The sequence below is a fragment of the Bacillus sp. FSL K6-6540 genome (assembly GCF_038007545.1).
Genome location: NZ_JBBOXH010000002.1, coordinates 691,923 through 710,068, shown reverse-complemented (window position 1 = coordinate 710,068; position 18,146 = coordinate 691,923). Strand labels below are relative to the sequence as shown.

17 protein-coding genes and 2 pseudogenes are annotated in these 18,146 nt (G+C 46.0%); 13 read left to right on the top strand and 6 right to left on the bottom strand.

The window, feature by feature from the left end:
* Window positions 1-55: 55 nt before the first annotated feature.
* From MHH82_RS35975 to MHH82_RS35955, 5 genes are all read left to right on the top strand, one after another.
* Window positions 56-883 (top strand): DUF1206 domain-containing protein, encoded by an 828-nt coding sequence (locus MHH82_RS35975; RefSeq protein WP_072175854.1) that lies wholly within the window; start codon window positions 56-58, stop codon window positions 881-883.
* A 133-nt stretch (window positions 884-1,016) separates the two neighbouring features.
* Window positions 1,017-1,958 carry a DNA-binding transcriptional repressor DeoR gene (deoR, locus tag MHH82_RS35970; protein WP_003227124.1) on the top strand — a complete coding sequence of 314 codons (942 nt, stop codon included), beginning with the start codon at window positions 1,017-1,019 and terminating at the stop codon, window positions 1,956-1,958.
* 105 nt (window positions 1,959-2,063) lie between these two features.
* Window positions 2,064-2,735, top strand: a complete 672-nt coding sequence (gene deoC / locus MHH82_RS35965) for a deoxyribose-phosphate aldolase (RefSeq protein WP_003227127.1) — start codon at window positions 2,064-2,066, stop codon at window positions 2,733-2,735.
* Between the two features lie 80 nt (window positions 2,736-2,815).
* The gene (gene nupC / locus MHH82_RS35960; RefSeq protein WP_003227130.1) at window positions 2,816-3,997 is read left to right on the top strand and encodes a nucleoside permease NupC; all 1,182 of its coding nucleotides are present in this window, start codon (window positions 2,816-2,818) and stop codon (window positions 3,995-3,997) included.
* A gap of 29 nt (window positions 3,998-4,026) precedes the next feature.
* Entirely contained in the window at window positions 4,027-5,328 is a 1,302-nt protein-coding gene (locus MHH82_RS35955; protein ID WP_064671740.1) for a pyrimidine-nucleoside phosphorylase, read from the top strand.
* 42 nt (window positions 5,329-5,370) lie between these two features.
* Here MHH82_RS35955 and MHH82_RS35950 read toward each other — a convergent pair whose 3' ends face one another.
* From MHH82_RS35950 to hutP, 6 genes are all read right to left on the bottom strand, one after another.
* Window positions 5,371-6,798, bottom strand: coding sequence for an amino acid permease (locus MHH82_RS35950; protein WP_019712856.1), 1,428 nt, complete (start codon window positions 6,796-6,798; stop codon window positions 5,371-5,373).
* Between the two features lie 75 nt (window positions 6,799-6,873).
* Window positions 6,874-7,833, bottom strand: coding sequence for a formimidoylglutamase (hutG, locus tag MHH82_RS35945; RefSeq protein WP_072175853.1), 960 nt, complete (start codon window positions 7,831-7,833; stop codon window positions 6,874-6,876).
* Complete coding sequence (gene hutI, locus MHH82_RS35940; protein WP_049140875.1) at window positions 7,826-9,091, bottom strand: imidazolonepropionase; 1,266 nt, start codon at window positions 9,089-9,091, stop codon at window positions 7,826-7,828. Before hutI ends, hutG begins: the two co-directional genes overlap by 8 nt.
* A gap of 12 nt (window positions 9,092-9,103) precedes the next feature.
* The gene (gene hutU / locus MHH82_RS35935) at window positions 9,104-10,762 is read right to left on the bottom strand and encodes a urocanate hydratase (RefSeq protein ID WP_003243634.1); all 1,659 of its coding nucleotides are present in this window, start codon (window positions 10,760-10,762) and stop codon (window positions 9,104-9,106) included.
* Window positions 10,759-12,285, bottom strand: coding sequence for a histidine ammonia-lyase (gene hutH / locus MHH82_RS35930; RefSeq protein ID WP_085185376.1), 1,527 nt, complete (start codon window positions 12,283-12,285; stop codon window positions 10,759-10,761). Before hutH ends, hutU begins: the two co-directional genes overlap by 4 nt.
* 112 nt (window positions 12,286-12,397) lie before the next feature.
* A complete protein-coding gene (gene hutP, locus MHH82_RS35925) occupies window positions 12,398-12,844 on the bottom strand; it encodes a hut operon transcriptional regulator HutP (protein ID WP_003243875.1) in 447 nt (148 codons plus the stop codon).
* Between the two features lie 288 nt (window positions 12,845-13,132).
* On the opposite strand from hutP, the pseudogene MHH82_RS35920 reads away from it, so the two are divergent.
* The 8 genes and pseudogenes from MHH82_RS35920 (at window position 13,133) to MHH82_RS35885 (ending at window position 18,130) form a co-directional block, all read left to right on the top strand.
* Window positions 13,133-13,296, top strand: a pseudogene (locus MHH82_RS35920) (hypothetical protein).
* Between the two features lie 135 nt (window positions 13,297-13,431).
* On the top strand, window positions 13,432-14,841 hold the full coding sequence (gene abnB / locus MHH82_RS35915) for an arabinan endo-1,5-alpha-L-arabinosidase AbnB (protein WP_125121036.1): 1,410 nt from the start codon (window positions 13,432-13,434) through the stop codon (window positions 14,839-14,841).
* Between the two features lie 309 nt (window positions 14,842-15,150).
* A complete protein-coding gene (locus MHH82_RS35910) occupies window positions 15,151-15,516 on the top strand; it encodes a YwqH-like family protein (protein WP_072175850.1) in 366 nt (121 codons plus the stop codon).
* Window positions 15,517-15,527: 11 nt separating this feature from the next.
* A complete protein-coding gene (locus tag MHH82_RS35905) occupies window positions 15,528-15,797 on the top strand; it encodes a YwqI/YxiC family protein (RefSeq protein ID WP_003218942.1) in 270 nt (89 codons plus the stop codon).
* Window positions 15,798-15,816: 19 nt separating this feature from the next.
* Window positions 15,817-16,549 (top strand): annotated as a pseudogene (locus MHH82_RS35900) (ribonuclease YeeF family protein); the annotation flags it as partial.
* An 834-nt stretch (window positions 16,550-17,383) separates the two neighbouring features.
* The gene (locus MHH82_RS35895) at window positions 17,384-17,632 is read left to right on the top strand and encodes a hypothetical protein (protein WP_041850329.1); all 249 of its coding nucleotides are present in this window, start codon (window positions 17,384-17,386) and stop codon (window positions 17,630-17,632) included.
* A 12-nt stretch (window positions 17,633-17,644) separates the two neighbouring features.
* Window positions 17,645-17,923: a DUF4176 domain-containing protein gene (locus MHH82_RS35890; protein WP_041850330.1), complete on the top strand. Its 279-nt coding sequence runs from the start codon at window positions 17,645-17,647 to the stop codon at window positions 17,921-17,923.
* A complete protein-coding gene (locus tag MHH82_RS35885) occupies window positions 17,924-18,130 on the top strand; it encodes a hypothetical protein (protein WP_041850331.1) in 207 nt (68 codons plus the stop codon).
* Window positions 18,131-18,146 lie beyond the last annotated feature (16 nt).

Sequence of the window (18,146 nt, the reverse complement as noted above, 5' to 3'; positions counted from 1 at the left end):
CTTTGTCCAATCGGGAATGTTACAGTAAAGATTTCTGTGAAAGAGGGTTGGACACATGGCGGTGAAAGACCGGTACATGTCAAAAATAAAACAGGAAACCAAGCCTTGGATCAAGCGATTCGGGAGGCTTGGTTATTTTGCATTCGGCGGCGTTTTTATTCTGCTTGGGGTTTTGGCCTTTATGACGACTGCCGGGGCAGGCCGCGCGAAAGATTCGAGCGGAGCGCTCCAAACGCTATCACGCATGCCGTATGGGTCACTATTGCTTTTTTTAATAGGTATTGGCCTTATCGGCTATGTGATCTGGATGGTGTTAAGCGCGATCAAGGACACGGAGGGGCACGGAAATAGCAGGCGAGGCTTGTCACGGAGAATAGGAAACTTTTTCAGTGCCGCCGTTTACACATCCATCGCTTGGAATGCCTTGCGATTTGTGTTTGGCCAAGGGGACGGCGGCACTTCAGAACAGACGTGGTCCGCTTATGTATTGGCGCAGCCGTTCGGCCAATGGCTCACAGGGCTTACGGGTGCGGGTTTTATCGTATTTGCGATTGTTCAATTTATGAAAGGCGTTCGGGCTGCTTTTATGAAAGAATTCGATACGTCAAAAATGAACAAACAAATGATATGCATCACGAAAAACACCGGACGTGCAGGCAATATCGCCCGGGCCATTATTTTCTCGGCTATCGGCTATTTTCTCATCAAGACAGCCATGACCGCTGATCCCGACGACACAAGAGGCTTTGACGGTGCGCTCGCCGAACTCGCGCAGCAGCCGCATGGCAAATTGATTCTGTCTATATTGGCATTAGGCCTGATCCTATATGGAATGTACGCTATTATGAAAGGCATTTATCAGCATATGACCTGGGAGAAGTAAGCTCTGGGCAGGTCCGCGCCCAGAGCGTTTTTCAGTTTCTTAGAAATCAGGTGGATGAAAGCCGGCGCCAGCCTGTATAATAAAAGCAAATCAAAAGCAGTTTTATCAGGACTGATCCACAGGGAGGTGCAGAATGGATCGGGAAAAACAACAATTAAGCATAGAAGCGGCAAGGCTTTACTATCAGTCTGACTACAGTCAGCAGCAAATTGCTGAGCAGCTCAACATTTCAAGGCCAACCGTTTCCCGGCTGCTGCAATATGCAAAGGAAAAAGGGTATGTCCAGATTCGCGTCATGGACCCTTTTGAGGATTTGGATGCGCTCGGTTCCATACTTGAAGAGAAATACGGGCTCCTTGAGGCGCATGTTGTGTTTTCCCCGACACCCGATTATGCAGGAATTACACATGACCTAAGCCGCTATGGTGCAGAATATATGCATGAAACGGTAAAAGACGGCGACATTGTCGGCGTCAGCTGGGGAACCACCATGTATCAAATCGCGCAAAACATGCAGCCGAAGCAGGTAAAAGGCGTCGAGGTCGTCCAGCTGAAAGGCGGCATCAGCCATTCCCGGGTAAACACGTATTCGGCTGAAACGATTCAGCTGTTTGCAGAGGCTTTTCAAACGATGCCGCGCTATCTCCCGCTTCCCGTCGTGTTTGATAATGCGGATGTGAAGCGAATGGTGGAGAAAGACCGTCATATTGAACGGATCATCGAGATGGGAAAGCAGGCGAATATCGCTCTCTTCACGGTGGGGACTGTCCGTGACGAAGCGCTGTTGTTCCGGCTCGGATATTTTAACGAAGAAGAGAAAGCCCTGCTGAAAAAACAGGCCGTGGGGGATATTTGTTCACGCTTTTTTGATGCGAAAGGGAATATTTGCAGCAGCGCCATCAATGACCGGACCATCGGTGTTGAGCTTCAAGACCTTAGACTGAAGGAACGCTCCATTTTAGTTGCCGGCGGAAGCAGAAAAGTATCTTCCATTCACGGAGCATTAACCGGAAAATATGCCAACGTTTTAATCATTGACCAGCATACCGCGAGGGCGCTTGTTAATGATTTGTGACACGTTCAAACCTTTCATTGAACAAAATTTCAATTACCAATTTACATATGTTCAAAAGTCGGTTATGCTAAAAAATATCTTAACAAAAAAGGAAGTGTGCGAAGGATGTCATTAGCCAACATAATTGATCATACAGCTTTGAAACCGCATACACAAAAAGCGGACATTCTAAAACTAATTGAAGAAGCGAAAACATACAAATTTGCTTCAGTATGTGTCAATCCGACATGGGTGGAGCTTGCTGCAAAAGAGCTTAAGGGAACTGGAGTCGACGTTTGTACGGTCATCGGCTTCCCGCTCGGTGCCAATACAACTGAAACAAAAGCGTTCGAGACAAAAGACGCCATTTCAAAAGGCGCCACTGAAGTGGATATGGTCATTAATATTGCCGCTTTAAAAGACAAGGAAGACGATGTGGTGGAAGCTGATATCCGCGGTGTAGTGGAAGCTGCAGCCGGAAAAGCGCTTGTCAAAGTCATTATCGAAACGTGCCTTCTGACTGATGAAGAAAAAGAACGTGCATGCCGTTTAGCGGTGTCTGCGGGAGCGGATTTCGTAAAAACATCAACAGGCTTTTCTACAGGCGGCGCAACGAAGGAAGATATCGCCTTAATGCGCAAAACAGTAGGACCTGATATCGGCGTGAAAGCATCTGGCGGCGTCAGAACGAAAGAAGATGTAGACACAATGGTAGAGGCCGGAGCAAGCCGAATTGGCGCCAGCGCAGGCGTTTCTATCGTAAAAGGAGAAAATGCATCAGGCGGAGACAACTATTAAGAGCTGACGGAAGGCAGACTGCTTTCCGTTTTCTGAGGAAACAGTAATTGTAAGCGAATACAAATAAAGGAGAAACACATATGAAGTATTTGATTGGGATTATCGGTTTACTCGTGTTTTTAGGCCTCGCGTGGATCGCGAGCAGCGGCAAAAAAAGAATTAAGATCCGCCCAATTGTTGTTATGCTCATTTTGCAATTTATTCTTGGCTACATTCTCCTCAATACCGGAATAGGGAATTTCCTCGTGGGAGGATTTGCAAAAGGATTCGGTTACCTGCTTGAATACGCGGCAGAGGGAATTAACTTTGTGTTTGGCGGCTTGGTGAATGCGGACCAAACGACATTCTTTATGAATGTTCTCTTACCAATCGTGTTTATTTCCGCTCTGATCGGGATTCTGCAAAAGTGGAAAGTCCTCCCGTTTATTATTAGATATATCGGCCTTGCCCTCAGCAAGGTAAACGGTATGGGAAGATTGGAATCGTATAACGCAGTGGCTTCTGCGATTTTAGGGCAGTCAGAAGTATTTATCTCCTTGAAGAAAGAACTCGGTCTTTTAAATCAGCAGCGCTTGTACACGCTTTGTGCATCTGCGATGTCAACTGTATCAATGTCGATTGTCGGCGCGTATATGACAATGCTGAAACCGGAATATGTTGTAACAGCGCTGGTCTTGAACTTATTTGGCGGTTTCATAATTGCTTCTATTATTAATCCGTACGAGGTTGCAAAAGAAGAGGATATGCTTCGTGTTGAGGAAGAAGAAAAACAATCCTTCTTCGAAGTGCTCGGAGAATACATCCTTGACGGTTTCAAAGTAGCGGTTGTCGTCGCTGCGATGCTGATTGGATTTGTCGCGATTATTGCCTTGATCAATGGCATTTTTAATGCAGTATTCGGTATTTCGTTCCAAGGCATTCTTGGATATGTGTTTGCTCCATTCGCTTTTCTTGTCGGTATCCCATGGAATGAAGCTGTTAATGCGGGAAGCATTATGGCAACAAAAATGGTATCGAATGAATTTGTCGCCATGACGTCGCTTACGCAAAACGGTTTCCATTTCAGCGGCCGTACAACAGCGATCGTATCGGTATTCCTTGTGTCATTTGCGAACTTCTCCTCAATCGGAATCATTGCCGGTGCCGTAAAAGGACTGAATGAAAAGCAAGGAAATGTCGTCGCTCGTTTCGGCTTGAAATTATTATACGGTGCTACGCTTGTCAGCTTTTTATCAGCAGCAATTGTGGGCTTGATTTACTGAACTTAATCGAAAAGGATCGGTGACCAAACATGAGAATGGTAGATATCATCATCAAAAAACAAAACGGAAAAGAACTCACCACTGAAGAAATTCAATTTTTCGTGAACGGCTATACAGACGGAAGCATTCCTGATTATCAGGCAAGCGCGCTTGCTATGGCGATTTTCTTCCAGGATATGAGTGACCGTGAACGCGCGGACTTGACGATGGCTATGGTGAACTCCGGTGAAACGATTGATCTTTCTGCCATTGAAGGAATTAAAGTGGATAAACACTCCACCGGCGGCGTCGGCGACACGACAACGCTCGTTCTCGCTCCGCTTGTTGCGGCTCTTGAAGTGCCGGTTGCTAAGATGTCCGGCCGCGGCCTCGGCCATACGGGCGGCACGATTGATAAGTTAGAGGCAATCGATGGCTTCCACGTGGAACTGACGAAGGATGAATTTATTAAACTTGTGAACCGCGACAAGGTTGCGGTCATCGGCCAAAGCGGCAATTTAACGCCGGCTGATAAAAAACTGTACGCGCTTCGTGATGTAACGGGAACGGTCAATTCCATTCCGCTCATTGCAAGCTCGATTATGAGCAAAAAAATCGCTGCCGGGGCGGACGCCATCGTGCTTGACGTAAAAACGGGTGCGGGCGCCTTCATGAAAACAGAAGAAGACGCTGCTGAACTTGCCAAAGCGATGGTACGGATCGGAAATAACGTCGGCCGTCAAACAATGGCTGTCATTTCAGACATGTCCCAGCCGCTCGGCTTTGCGATCGGAAATGCGCTTGAAGTCAAAGAAGCGATCGACACACTCAAAGGCGAGGGACCTGAGGATCTTCATGAGCTTGTCTTAACGCTCGGCAGCCAGATGGTTGTGCTTGCGAAAAAAGCCGATACATTGGACGAAGCAAGAGCGAAGCTGGAAGAAGTCATGAAAAACGGAAAAGCGCTTGAGAAATTCAAGGATTTCCTGAAAAACCAAGGCGGCGACAGCTCAATTGTTGACGATCCGTCTAAGCTTCCGCAAGCCGCATATCAAATTGATGTGCCTGCCAAAGAAGCGGGTGTCGTCTCTGAAATCGTTGCGGACGAAATCGGCGTCGCGGCGATGCTGTTAGGTGCCGGCCGCGCCACAAAAGAAGACGAAATCGATTTAGCCGTCGGCATCATGCTCCGCAAAAAGGTCGGCGACAAAGTAGAAAAAGGGGAACCGCTCGTAACGCTTTACGCTAACCGAGAAAACGTCGATGAAGTCATCGCAAAAGTCTATGACAACATCCGCATCGCCGCGGAAGCGAAGGCGCCGAAGCTGATTCATACGTTGATTACTGAATAAAAATAAAGCACATCCCATCCTGAGTGGGGTGTGCTTTTTTGATTACAGGATGTGATCAGCCTGATATTCCTCTTGGCTGATTTTTTTCGCTTTTGTAACATTTCTTTTGAAATGGTAGATCAGATAGCAAAGGATGATACAAGGAACTCCGCAGAAAAGTGCGATTCTTTGATTGGGATCAAAAGCAAGACCGATACAAGAAGCAGAACATAATAAGAGAGCGGCTATAGGCATAAGAGGATAAAGCGGCGTGCGAAATGTCAGATCTTTTACATTCCCCCCTTTTTTCAGAAATCTCTTTCGAAACAAGAGCTGGGACAAGGCAATGCTCATCCAGACCACGACTCCTGCAAATCCAGCAATTGCGACCATCACCACATAGACAGTTCCAGGGGCCACGATACTGGAAACGAGAGATAAACAAGATACAGCCATACTGATCATTAAGGCATTTAAAGGAATGCCTTTAGAGGTCACTTTCTTAAAACGGGAGCTGATCATGTTTTCATTTGCTAAAGACCACATCATACGGGTCGAAGCATATAAGCCTGAGTTGGCGACAGACAGCAAGGCTGTTAATATCACGAAATTCATAATGTCCGCAGCGTAAGGGATTCCGATCTCCGCAAATACGGCGACAAACGGGCTTTCAATCACGCCTGCGTCCTTCCACGAAATCAACCCGGATAATATGAAGACAGCGCCAATGAAAAAAATCACGGTTCTCCATGCGACATTACGGATGGACCGCGGAATATCCTTTTGAGGATTTGCTGATTCTCCTGCTGTAACGCCGATTAATTCTGTACCAGAAAAGGCGAAACTCACAGATATCATGGCGATAAAAACGGCGAGAAAGCCATTCGGAAACAGCCCGCCATGGTCCGTGAAGTTTGACAACATAGGAGCATCCGCCGTTCCGTTTAAAGAGATCAGGCCAAACATGGCGGCTCCTCCCAAAATGATAAATAAAATAATGGTGACAATCTTTACGCTTGAAAACCAAAATTCAGTCTCCGCAAATAACTTAACTGAAAATGCGTTGCATATAAAAAGAAGGGCTGCAAAAATCGCACTCCACATCCATACACTGCTGTCAGGGAACCAGCGCTGCATGAGAATACCGGATGCGGTAAACTCAGAGCCTACCGTCACCACCCAATTGATCCAGTACATGATGCCGACCATAAAACCGGTAGATGGACCAATAAATGTTGTAGCATATTTTTGAAAAGAGCCGGTCACCGGCATGGCAACCGACAATTCGCCGAGACATTGCATGACGAGGTACATCATCAACCCGCCGATTACATAAGCGAGTATCGTACCGCCGGGTCCGGCTTGATGTAGCGTATAGCCGGTACTGAGGAAAAGTCCTGTGCCTATGACGCCTCCCAATGAGATCATAAATAGGTGCCTGCTTTTCATTGTGCGTTTTAGCTGTTGGCTGCTGTTCTCCTGAAGATTCACTGTCTCGCCCTCCTTTTAGCTGCCATTCATTAGGCAGATGAGTTTCTTATACCCAAAATACAACCTGCCAGAAGATCACTTGAATGGGGAGAGTTTCATTCCTTTTAATGCGTGTAACAGAACATGAGCTGCAGCTCTGCTTGTCATATCTCGAAAATCGAGGGTAGGATCGACTTCAACAATTTCAATCCCGGCGACATTGGGCTGTTGTGCGATGTACTTGACTGCTTCAAGCAATTCGTCTGTATAGAGGCCGCCCGGGCCAATCGCTGGACAGCCGGGTGCATGGGACTGGTCTAAGACATCCATGTCAACAGATATAAAAATGAAATCTGTTTTATCTTGAACAACAGGCAAAATCTCTTTTATCGTTGGGATTAGTCCTTTTTCCCGGATCATGTCCATCGTGTGAATGTTCACGCTATGTTTTTTTGCATATGCTTCATAGGCCTGGCTGTTGCTGAATTCTCTGATACCCAGCTGGATCAAATGTTGACCTTCAATGATCTCTTCATCCAAAAGGCGGCGGAAGGGTGTGCCGTTTGTCGGCCCCCCGTCCTCCGTATTGCGAACATCGTGATGGGCATCAAATTGAATCACCGCTGTCGTTCCTTTTGTTTGTGCTATCGCTTTTATGGTGGAGTAGCTGATAGAGTTATCTCCCCCGAGTATGAGCGGCACCCAATCCGGATGATCCGAAAGCAGAGCGTGCATGGTTTGGAAAATGTGATGATGTGACTTTGCGATATCAGTGACATGAATATCGATATCCCCCAGATCATATAGAAGCTCTGATACGACGTGCTCTCCAAGCTCAGCAGAATAGGCTGATGAATGTTTCAGAGCCTGGCGTATTGTTCCGGGTGCAAAGGAAGCGCCTGAATGACTGATGGAGGATTTTGATAGGGGGACACCTATCAACGCCGGTCCCTTAATGTCTTGGCCGTCCCATGTTGCGATCAGGTCGCTCATTTTTGTGACATCCCGGTCTTTAAACGAAGATCCGGCCTCTCTGAGAAAAGGGTACTTATCCAAGAATGGCTCCCTCCCTGTTGACAACAATTGTTCCGTTTTTCATGACTTGATGTACATGATTGACCCCGTAGTGATACGGAATATACATATAGTTCGAGGCTTGCCAAATGACTAGATCAGCTGAGCGGCCGACTTTGAGCTGACCGGCTTCTTCTCCTTTCCCTATGGCATATGCGGCATTGACTGTGACCGCATGCCAAATTTCTTCTGCAGTCATTTTCAGATGAAGCGCGGCAATCGACATGATCAGCTGGATATTTTCAGTCGGCGAGCTGCCAGGATTAAAATCCGTTGCCAAGCTGACACATACACCTTCATCAATCATAGCTCTAGCCCTGGCGTATGTGCTTTTGCCAAGATAAAATGTCGTGCCCGGCAAGAGGACGGCGATCGTTCCTGCCTCAGCCAATTTCTTTATGCCTTCGTCCGATGCACCTACCAAATGGTCGGCTGAGACGGCCTTTAGCTCACCTGCTAATTCAGCGCCTCCAAGCGGATCGATTTCATCTGCGTGTATTTTTAATCCGAAGCCTGCCTCAGCTGCTTTTTGTAAATAACGGCGGGATTGGCTGACTGTAAAAACGCCTGTTTCTGTAAAAATATCAGCAAAGCTGGCGAGCTCCTGCTCTTTGATTTCCGGCAAAAGGGAAAGCATTTGATCCAGAAATTCATCTGGATCGTTTTGATATTCGGGAGGAATCGCATGGGCTCCCATAAATGTGGAAACAAGGTCAACAGGCTGGCTTTCATGCAGTTTCTTTGCGACACGCAACTGTTTGAGCTCTGTCTCTTTTTCCAAGCCGTAGCCGCTTTTCACTTCTGCTGTGGTTGTGCCGTAGGACAGCATTCTTTGCAGATGAAAATGGGCTTTTTGCAGCAGCTCTTCTTCTGAAGCCGCCCTGGTATCCTTGACTGTAGACAGAATCCCGCCGCCCTGCGCCAGAATATCCAAATATGAAATGCCCTGAAGCTTAAGGTTCATCTCCTTTTCACGAGATCCGCCAAATACAAGATGGGTGTGCGGATCAACGAGGCCAGGCGTTACAAGGCGTCCCGAACAGTCAATGATTTCGTCTGCCTCGTAACCGGCTTCAGCCCCTTTTTGTCCGGCGAACACAATTTTCTGTTCATGGATGCCGACAACAGCGTCTTCGATCACATGAAGATCCTGCATGCTTTTGCCTGCCCGCGGACCGCTGCTTTCCATCGTCAAAAGCTGACCGATGTTGATGAGAATCGTATCAATTTGCTTTGGCATGTCATCACTCCTTTATTTTTGCATCGGCACGATAATGTCCTGTTCCTTCGCTACTTCAACGGCACGTTCATAACCCGCATCCGCATGACGGATAATGCCCATTCCTGGGTCGCTCGTTAAGACCCGCGCGAGCCGCTCGTCAGCCAGCTCACTTCCATCGGCCACTGCGACCATGCCGGCATGAAGGGAATAGCCCATTCCGACGCCGCCGCCATGGTGGAAGGAAACCCAGCTTGCACCCGCCGCCGTGTTGACAAGCGCATTTAGCACAGCCCAATCACCGACAGCGTCACTTCCATCCTTCATCGCTTCTGTTTCCCGGTTTGGAGAGGCGACAGACCCGCAGTCCAAATGATCTCTCCCAATAACGACAGGCGCTTTTAGCTCCCCGGTTCTAACCAGCTCGTTAATGGCGAGGCCCATCTTTTTTCGTTCTCCATATCCAAGCCAGCAGATACGGGACGGCAAGCCTTGGAAGGTGACTTTTTCCTGTGCCATATCAATCCAGCGGTGAAGGGCTTTATTTGTCGGGAACAGCTCTTTTAATAACGCATCCGTACGGTAAATATCTGCCGGATCTCCGGAAAGCGCCGCCCAGCGGAACGGCCCTTTTCCTTCACAGAATAAGGGGCGGATGTAGGCAGGGACAAACCCCGGAAAATCGAAGGCATTCTCCAACCCTTCATCCTTTGCGACTTGCCGGATATTGTTGCCGTAGTCAAATACAATAGAGCCCTTTTGCTGAAAGGCCAGCATGGCTTCGACATGTTTTTTCATGCTTTGCTTCGCAAGGCGCACGTAAAGCTCTGGAGTGTCTTGACGCAAACGGTCAGCTTCATCAAGGGAATAGCCCTCGGGAACATAACCGATTAAAGGGTCATGGGCAGATGTCTGATCTGTCACAATATCAATTTTGACGCCTCGGTTCAAAAGTGTGTGATGCACCTCAGCTGCGTTTCCGAGAAGTGCAATGGACAAAGGTTTTCCTGCCAGCTTTGCCTCTTCAGCCCAAGCTAAGGCTTCCTCAATCGATGCTGTTTTTCGATCGCAGTATTTTGTTTCGATCCGCTTGTCGATGCGTTTCTCGTCAACCTCGACGGCAATCACGACGCCTTCATTCATCGTGACTGACAGCGGCTGGGCGCCTCCCATTCCGCCGAGACCCGCTGTCAGCGTCAACGTTCCTTTTAAGCTGCCCCCGAAGTGCTGTCGCGCCAGCTCAGCGAAGGTTTCATAGGTTCCTTGCAATATGCCTTGTGAGCCAATGTAAATCCAGCTGCCAGCCGTCATCTGTCCGTACATCATCAACCCTTTTTTCTCAAGTTCGTGGAAATGCTCCCAGTCTGCCCACTTCGGAACAAGAACAGAATTTGCTAAGAGCACGCGCGGGGCCTGCGGGTGTGTACGGAACATGCCAACGGGCTTTCCGGATTGCACGAGCAATGTTTCATCATTTTTTAGTGTTTTCAAGGAATGCTCAATGGCGTGAAAAGCGTCCCAATCTCGTGCGGCTTTGCCAATCCCGCCATATACGATGAGGTCCTCCGGCTTCTCGGCGACTTCTGGATCAAGGTTGTTTCGAAGCATCCGAAGCACTGCCTCTTGCTCCCATCCTAAGCATTCAAGCTCTGTTCCTCTGTTGGCACGGATTGATTTTTTTACATCAGTCATATGTTCATCCCCCTTAGTTCTTTATTCTGATGATCAGGTATTAAAGATTCCTTCTTCAGCCAGTCAGTCAAGCGTTCAATGTCATAGGAAAAAACACGGTCCTGCTGAATGGACGGCACGACTTTTCTCATTTCCTGAAAAAGCTGTTTCGTATAGGACGCTGCATGTTCTATGCCTCTGTATTCAACCGCCTGCAATGCGCAAATCGCTTCGATCGCAATGACTCTCCTTGTATTTGCGATCACCTGATAAGCATGCCGAGCGGCGATGGTTCCCATGCTGACATGGTCCTCTTGGTTGGCGGATGACGGAATGGAATCCACACTTGCCGGATGGGCCAGTGTTTTATTTTCAGAAACGAGTGAGGCCGCGGCGTACTGCATGATCATTGCACCGGATTGCAGACCGGGATGAGGGCTCAGGAACGGCGGCAGGTCATTCAGCTGCGGATTCACAAGTCGTTCGATCCTGCGCTCTGCGATATTCGCAAGCTCTGATATTGCGATTTTCAGAAAATCCATGGCAAAGGCGATCGGCTGTCCGTGAAAGTTTCCGCCGGAAATCACTTTGTCACCGTCATTGAAAATGAGTGGATTGTCTGTAGCTGCGTTCATTTCAATCTCTAATTTTTCTTTGACATAGCCTAGTGTCTGCCAAGTCGCACCGTGTACTTGCGGAATACAGCGCAATGAATAGGCATCCTGAACCCGCAGTTCTCCCTGGGAGGTTGTCAGGCCGCTGTCAGATAGATAAAAGCGAATTCGTTCTGCGACATCGATCTGCTCCTGATAGCCGCGGGCTAAGTGAATATCCTCGTCAAATGCATCGATAATTCCCCGCAAGCCTTCAATCGTTAAGCTGGCAATTCGCTCTGTTTGATAGGCTAGTTTCTCAGCTTCAATGTAGGCGACCACTCCCATTGCAGTCATGGCCTGAGTCCCGTTAATCAAGGCAAGCCCTTCCTTGGATGTCAGCGTTACCGGCTGAATACCGGCTTTTTTCAAGCCTGTCATTGCCGGCATTCTTTCCCCCTCAAAAAAGACCTCTCCTTGCCCGATCAGCGCAAGCGCCAGGTGGGAAAGCGGCGCCAGATCTCCACTTGCGCCAAGTGATCCCTGCTGGGGGATGACAGGATGGACGCGGTTATTTAAAAAAGCAAGCAACTGTTCGATCAGCTCAGCACGTACACCGGAAAAGCCTTTTAACAGCGCATTGGCGCGCAAAAGCAGCATTGCCCTGGAAACACACTCGGGAAAAGGATCGCCGACTCCGCAGGCATGAGAAAGGATTAAATTCAGCTGCAGCGCCGCCGAGTCTTCTTTCTGAATCAGGACATCGCTGAATTTGCCAAATCCGGTGTTGATGCCGTAGATTGTCTTTTCGTCGCGTACAATCCGTTCCACTGCCGCTCTGCTTTTTTTCACGCGCTCCATACTTTCCTCGGAAGCCGCTGCCTCCTCAAAATCAAACAGCACACGAGCGACGTCGGCTGTTGTCAATGTAGAACCGTCTAAAGTCACCATAAGCCCAACTCCTTTTTCTTTACTTTGGTAAAGCGCCCATACAAAAAGGAGCTATGCTGTGAACACCTGTTTTCACGCATAGCCCCCTATCGTCTAAGATCTATGGGCTGTTTCATATGTGATTAATTCCAACACCGAATGTCTCGTGCTCAAGACCTTTAATCGGCGCCCCGATTGTTCCGTAAAGCGAGACAGCAATCCAATCGCCTTCCGCTTCACTTTCATAAGGATTTCCCCTCAAAACGGCAAACCTCAAGCCCACCGTCCGAAGCAGCGATCCCAGCAGCATTTCACCTCTGGTCACGCCATGCAAAGCCTCCATCGTCGCATGATAAAGCGCATGTGACTCCCGATAACCCTCAGATTGAATGACACCGCTCTTTTTGGAAGCGGTTTCAATTGCGGCTACTACTTTATGCGCGTCCATTGATCCTACCTTGCCAAGACAGACCTTCCATCCGTCTCGCTCCAGCTCCTCAACCTGCGTACTTTCTTCCGCCTCATTCAGCAGCAGGAGAACAGACAGCCGTCCGATCCGACGCTCTTTATGCAGTGTCATATGAATCACTCAATTCCTAAAAATTCTGATAACTATTAACTGAGTATTATATTAATTGGTTCAGCAGCAGAAGTCAAAAGATTTTTTACAGTCTTTAACAAGTTAGATTGCTATTGTGATAGCGAGACGCAGACACGATATCCAGACAGGAGGCAAGCGGCCGCTGTCTAACTCTCAATATGCGTTTACTAAGTCGTATTTTTCGCAAGGCGTTTTATAAAGAGCCAGCCGAATGACTCTGGTGTTGACGGGCAATCAGGCATCATCTTAAAAAACGCCGACAACGAAATGGCTGTATCACAGTTGATGCAAAACCTGACAAAGCAGTTATTACATGTACGCGAAAGAAAAACAGACGTGATGCAAGAAGGAGAAACAGCAAAAGAGTTGAACTATGAAGGAGAGGATATGCAAGCAGCAGTTCCGCGCAAAACAGACAGACATCAGTCTGACTATGTAAGAGAACAGTGAGAAATCACCTATCTGTTTGAATATGAAAACATTCGGCTGTTTTAATAGGCCGGGGTATCTTCATAGAGAAATGTAAGCGTTTAAAATTCAATAAAAAAGAGAGGCGAATTGTTTAGATGTTCAACCGATTGTTCCGTGTATGTTTTCTTGCAGCTCTTATCATGGCCTTCATCCTCCCAAGCTCCGTCTATGCACAAAAACCAGTATTTAAAGAAGTCAGCGTCCATGACCCTTCCATCATTGAAAGAAACGGCACCTTTTATGTTTTTGGATCTCATCTCGCTTCAGCAAAAACAAATGACCTTATGCAATGGCAGCAGCTGACCAACAGCGTAAGCAATGACAACCCACTTATTCCGAATGTCTATGAAGAATTAAAAGAAACCTTCGAATGGGCCCAATCGGATACTCTTTGGGCGGCTGACGTCACGCAGCTGGCGGACGGCAAATACTACATGTACTACAACGCCTGCCGCGGCGACTCACCAAGATCCGCCATGGGTGTTGCCGTTGCTGACAACATCGAAGGCCCATACAAAAACAAAGGCATCTTTTTGAAATCAGGAATGGAAGGCACAAGCAGTGATGGAACACCGTATGACGCAACCAAACACCCGAATGTCGTCGACCCGCATACCTTCTTTGATAAAGACGGCAAGCTGTGGATGGTGTACGGATCATACTCAGGCGGCATTTTCATACTTGAAATGAATCCGAAAACGGGCTTCCCGCTTCCTGGGCAGGGCTACGGCAAAAAACTGCTCGGCGGCAACCACAGCAGAATCGAAGGCCCGTATGTTCTCTACAATCCAGACACCAAATACTACTACTTATACCTATCATATGGCGGTCTTGATGCAACAGGCGGCTATAACATCCGTGTGGCCCGCTCCAAGAAACCAGACGGCCCTTACTATGATGCAGAAGGCAATCCAATGCTCGACGTCCGCGGCAAAGAAGGCACATTCTTCGACGACCGTTCCATCGAACCATACGGCGTCAAACTCATGGGCAGCTACACTTTTGAAACAGAAAATGAAAAAGGCACCGGGTACGTCTCACCAGGCCACAACTCCGCATACTATGACGAAAAAACCGGGCGTTCCTATTTAATCTTCCACACCCGCTTCCCGGGCAGGGGTGAGGAACACGAAGTCAGAGTCCACCAATTGTTCATGAATAAAGACGGCTGGCCGGTAGCAGCGCCCTATCGTTATGCGGGCGAAACACTGAAAGAAGTAAAACAAAAAGATATCACAGGAACATACAAACTCATCCAGCACGGAAAAGACATCTCAGCCGACATCAAAAAAACCATCAACATCCAGCTCAACAAAAACCACACCATTTCCGGGGAAATGACTGGAACATGGAAGAAAACCGGAAAGAATACAGCTGAACTTACGTTAGCTGGCAAGAAGTATAATGGCGTATTTTTACGCCAGTGGGATTCGGTGAGAGAGAAGAACGTGATGACGTTTAGTGTGTTGAATGGCAGCGGTGAGGCTGTATGGGGATCTAAATAAAGCTCATAAAAAAGCGCCTTCTAGAGAAGGCGCATTTTTATGAGCTTTATTTACTATAAGAAATGGTTGAGCGAGAGAAAAAAACAGAAGTGATAGCGGGGTTCAAGACCTAAACGAAAAGTCCCCATCATGATGATTCTCCCTCTTACAAAGTTATGAAATTGAATTTTTAGCTATTTAGAACCGGGATAAAGTTCCTCAAAACAATCCTTTTTACCTATTTATCCAATATGACCCACCATGTAATATGAAAATAGTCTGTATTGTAAAGAATTGACACAGTTTGATAGAAACACGAGGTGTTGCGGCATGCATAGTGAAATGTTGTTACATTCGGTAAAAGCCGACTTACATGAAAAGCAGGAACAGATCCATCAATTAAAACGAGTGCTGCACAAAATTAGGCAAATCAAACACGATTTCTCCGAGGCCCAGCATCTCATTCACCGGCCTCATCTTAACCGGGAGGCATGGAGAGGAACACATGCTCAGCGGTTTGAAGATATTCGTGAAGGAATGAACAAAGCATATCAGCAAATCAAAAGAGATCAAGTCAGCGGAATCATCGAAAGCATAGAAGGAAAAATCCACTCATTAGAGGGCGATGTCTATTCCATAAGACGCCAAATTACGAGGATAGAGCATGAAATAGAGAAGGAAAAACATAAAAAGTGAGGTGAGCACAAATGGCACAGGAAATTAAAATGGTGTATGGCACAGTGAAGCAAGGGCTTTCTCAGCTCAAGAATTCAGCTGAACTCAAGTCCTCCTTGCCCGGCCATCTCTCAGGCAGAAACCATTTGAATGTTGTGAAGTCCATCGAGCAATTAAATAAGGACATCAAAGAGCTCACTGAAGCATATGCGTCTGTTCTGGCCAAGCATATCGCACAAACGGAAAGCGCGGTAAACGCCATGAAGGAAACGGACGAAAACATATCATCTTCCATGAAATAAAGCGCGGGAGGACAAGGGATTGAAAACATTAGATGTCCACGCTCTTCACGAGGGCATTCAGCATACGATTGAGAAACTGGACAAGCAAAAGCAACAGCTGGAGAAGCTGGAAAAAAGCGTTGAGCATCTGGCAGGCATGAAGGATGCGCTGAAAGGAAAAGGCGGAGATGCCATCCGGACCTTTTACGAGGAGTGCCACAAGCCTTTTCTCCTTTTCTTTGGCATGTTTATCGACGAATACAAAAAAGTGCTGAAACAAACACAGCATGCGATTTCCTCTGTAGAATCTGACTCCCACGGCATGATCGCAGAGGCTTTTCTCTCACACGATGCGAGACATGGGGTCAAGCATGCACGAGAAGTGACAGAGCAGCTCACTGACGCAGTCAATCGCCAGACATCAGCCATAGATCACATCGTCAGCCTGCCGACAGTCAATGATACCTTTTTCCGAATGGAAACAGAACAGGCTGAGCGACTGATTTCAGACACCCTGAATAAGCTTTTTCAATTTGACGGCCATCAAACTCAAGCACTAGAAACCGCAAAATCAGATTTCCAAACGATGAAAAAATATATAGACCAGCTCGAAACCATGTACACCGGCCCGAAAATTGAAATCACAGGCTACAAAAGCGGCTCCATCCTGAAATCACAGGAAGAAGAAAACATCAACCAAACCTTCGGCGCGATTAACCCGCAAATGAAGCAGTCGGATGATTCACCGATGGAGATGATGATTGAGAAGCTAAAAGATAAAATTAGCAACAAAGCTAGTCATATAAAAAAAGACAAAGGCAACACAAACAACATTCAAACAACAATTTTTACTGCAAAAAGAGACATAGGTGATTATAACGAAACGATAAACAGTCCTGAAATCCAAGGTATAGCTGGGAACAGGGATGAAAATATCCTTGATTTATATAAAAAATTTATGGACTATCGTGTTAAAATTAAAGAAGAAAGAAACGGAATCCTTGGTTTCTATGGAACAGGAAATGTTTCAGGACTTTTTGAAATTAGTGATGAACAATTAGTTAATACAAAAATTGATATGAGCCTTTTTGATACGAATAAGGCTATAAAGGATAAAAACAAAAAAGAAAAAGTTAAAAAAATTAAGAAATCAGAAACTTATTTTACTGCTTTGGGAGGAAGTGCAGAATTTTCGATTCCGAGATTTTCTAATGTTTTTAATACTTTATTATCTGGTGATATGATTGGCGGTTCTGCTGAACTTAATGGTATTAATGCAGTGATTAACCATGAAAAATCGCCACTTGCTCTTGAATTTAAATTACTTCATGCAGGGGTAGAGGCGAATGTTTCGAATACTGGAGGAGGTCTAGGAGGATCGGCTAGCGTATCTGAAGTAGGAGTAACTGCGTCCCCTCTAAATTGGTTTGGTTATGAGCCTTTAGAAGAATGGTTTGGAATAGAAAATAAAAATCCGTACATCGGTGTAGGGTTTTCTATAGGAAGTTTAGGATTAGGCGCTTCGGCTAACGAGGGTTTTGAAGTTTATATAGCTGATGGAGTTGGAATTTCATTTAAGGCAGGTATAGAGGATGAGGATAAGGAAGATGAATGAAGACTTTTTATTAAGAAAAATAAATGAAGCATTATTGATAATGCAGATTGTTTTCCCTATAGCTGGTATATTTCTTACCATAATGACAATTTGGTTAGCAAATACAAATCAAGTTAACGATATAGAGTTATATGTTATTGCCGGTTTTACATATGGTGTATTTTTCTTTTTGTTTCCATTAGGAATTTATATCTTTAGAAAAAAAATACTGCTTAAAAAGTTAAAAAAAAATAATCCTTAGGAGTATATAGAAATGAGTCGGATTAGAAATTGGTTTCCAATAGGAACTATAGTAAAGTTAAAAAATATGAAAAAACTTGTAATGGTTTTCGGTAGACATCAGATACAGTCTTCCAGTGGAAAGGAATTTGATTATGTCGCAGTCCCATATCCAGAAGGGAACATTAGTGAAAACTTCAATGTGTTCTTTGATGAAGAAATGATAGAAAAGGTAATTTATGAGGGATATACTGATAATGAAGACCAATTGTTAAGAGATAAGTTAAATGAAATTATAGAGGAGGAAAAATAGATGGAGGAATTCTGGAAGAAATTCAGAAAAAAAATCATGTTTTTTTTCTCCCTATTTTTACTTTTTACATGGACTCTTGCTATTTTATTAATAGAGGGATTTTCAATTAAAGAGAAATTAATAATGTATGCAATTGGATTAATTATGATAATTTTTTGTTTAGTGTTAGGTTATATAGTAACAAATAAAATGCTCAATAGAAAATAAATTTTGCCCCTCCAAA

Coding starts and splice junctions, on each gene's coding strand:
- MHH82_RS35975 (WP_072175854.1), top strand. CDS start 56: ATGGCGGTGAAAGACCGGTACATGTCAAAAATAAAACAGGAAACCAAG.
- MHH82_RS35890 (WP_041850330.1), top strand. CDS start 17,645: ATGAGTCGGATTAGAAATTGGTTTCCAATAGGAACTATAGTAAAGTTA.
- MHH82_RS35885 (WP_041850331.1), top strand. CDS start 17,924: ATGGAGGAATTCTGGAAGAAATTCAGAAAAAAAATCATGTTTTTTTTC.
- abnB (WP_125121036.1), top strand. CDS start 13,432: ATGTTCAACCGATTGTTCCGTGTATGTTTTCTTGCAGCTCTTATCATG.
- hutH (WP_085185376.1), bottom strand. CDS start 12,285: ATGGTGACTTTAGACGGTTCTACATTGACAACAGCCGACGTCGCTCGT.
- deoR (WP_003227124.1), top strand. CDS start 1,017: ATGGATCGGGAAAAACAACAATTAAGCATAGAAGCGGCAAGGCTTTAC.
- hutI (WP_049140875.1), bottom strand. CDS start 9,091: ATGCCAAAGCAAATTGATACGATTCTCATCAACATCGGTCAGCTTTTG.
- hutP (WP_003243875.1), bottom strand. CDS start 12,844: ATGACACTGCATAAAGAGCGTCGGATCGGACGGCTGTCTGTTCTCCTG.
- MHH82_RS35905 (WP_003218942.1), top strand. CDS start 15,528: ATGGCACAGGAAATTAAAATGGTGTATGGCACAGTGAAGCAAGGGCTT.
- deoC (WP_003227127.1), top strand. CDS start 2,064: ATGTCATTAGCCAACATAATTGATCATACAGCTTTGAAACCGCATACA.
- nupC (WP_003227130.1), top strand. CDS start 2,816: ATGAAGTATTTGATTGGGATTATCGGTTTACTCGTGTTTTTAGGCCTC.
- MHH82_RS35910 (WP_072175850.1), top strand. CDS start 15,151: ATGCATAGTGAAATGTTGTTACATTCGGTAAAAGCCGACTTACATGAA.
- hutU (WP_003243634.1), bottom strand. CDS start 10,762: ATGACTGATGTAAAAAAATCAATCCGTGCCAACAGAGGAACAGAGCTT.
- MHH82_RS35895 (WP_041850329.1), top strand. CDS start 17,384: ATGAATGAAGACTTTTTATTAAGAAAAATAAATGAAGCATTATTGATA.
- MHH82_RS35955 (WP_064671740.1), top strand. CDS start 4,027: ATGAGAATGGTAGATATCATCATCAAAAAACAAAACGGAAAAGAACTC.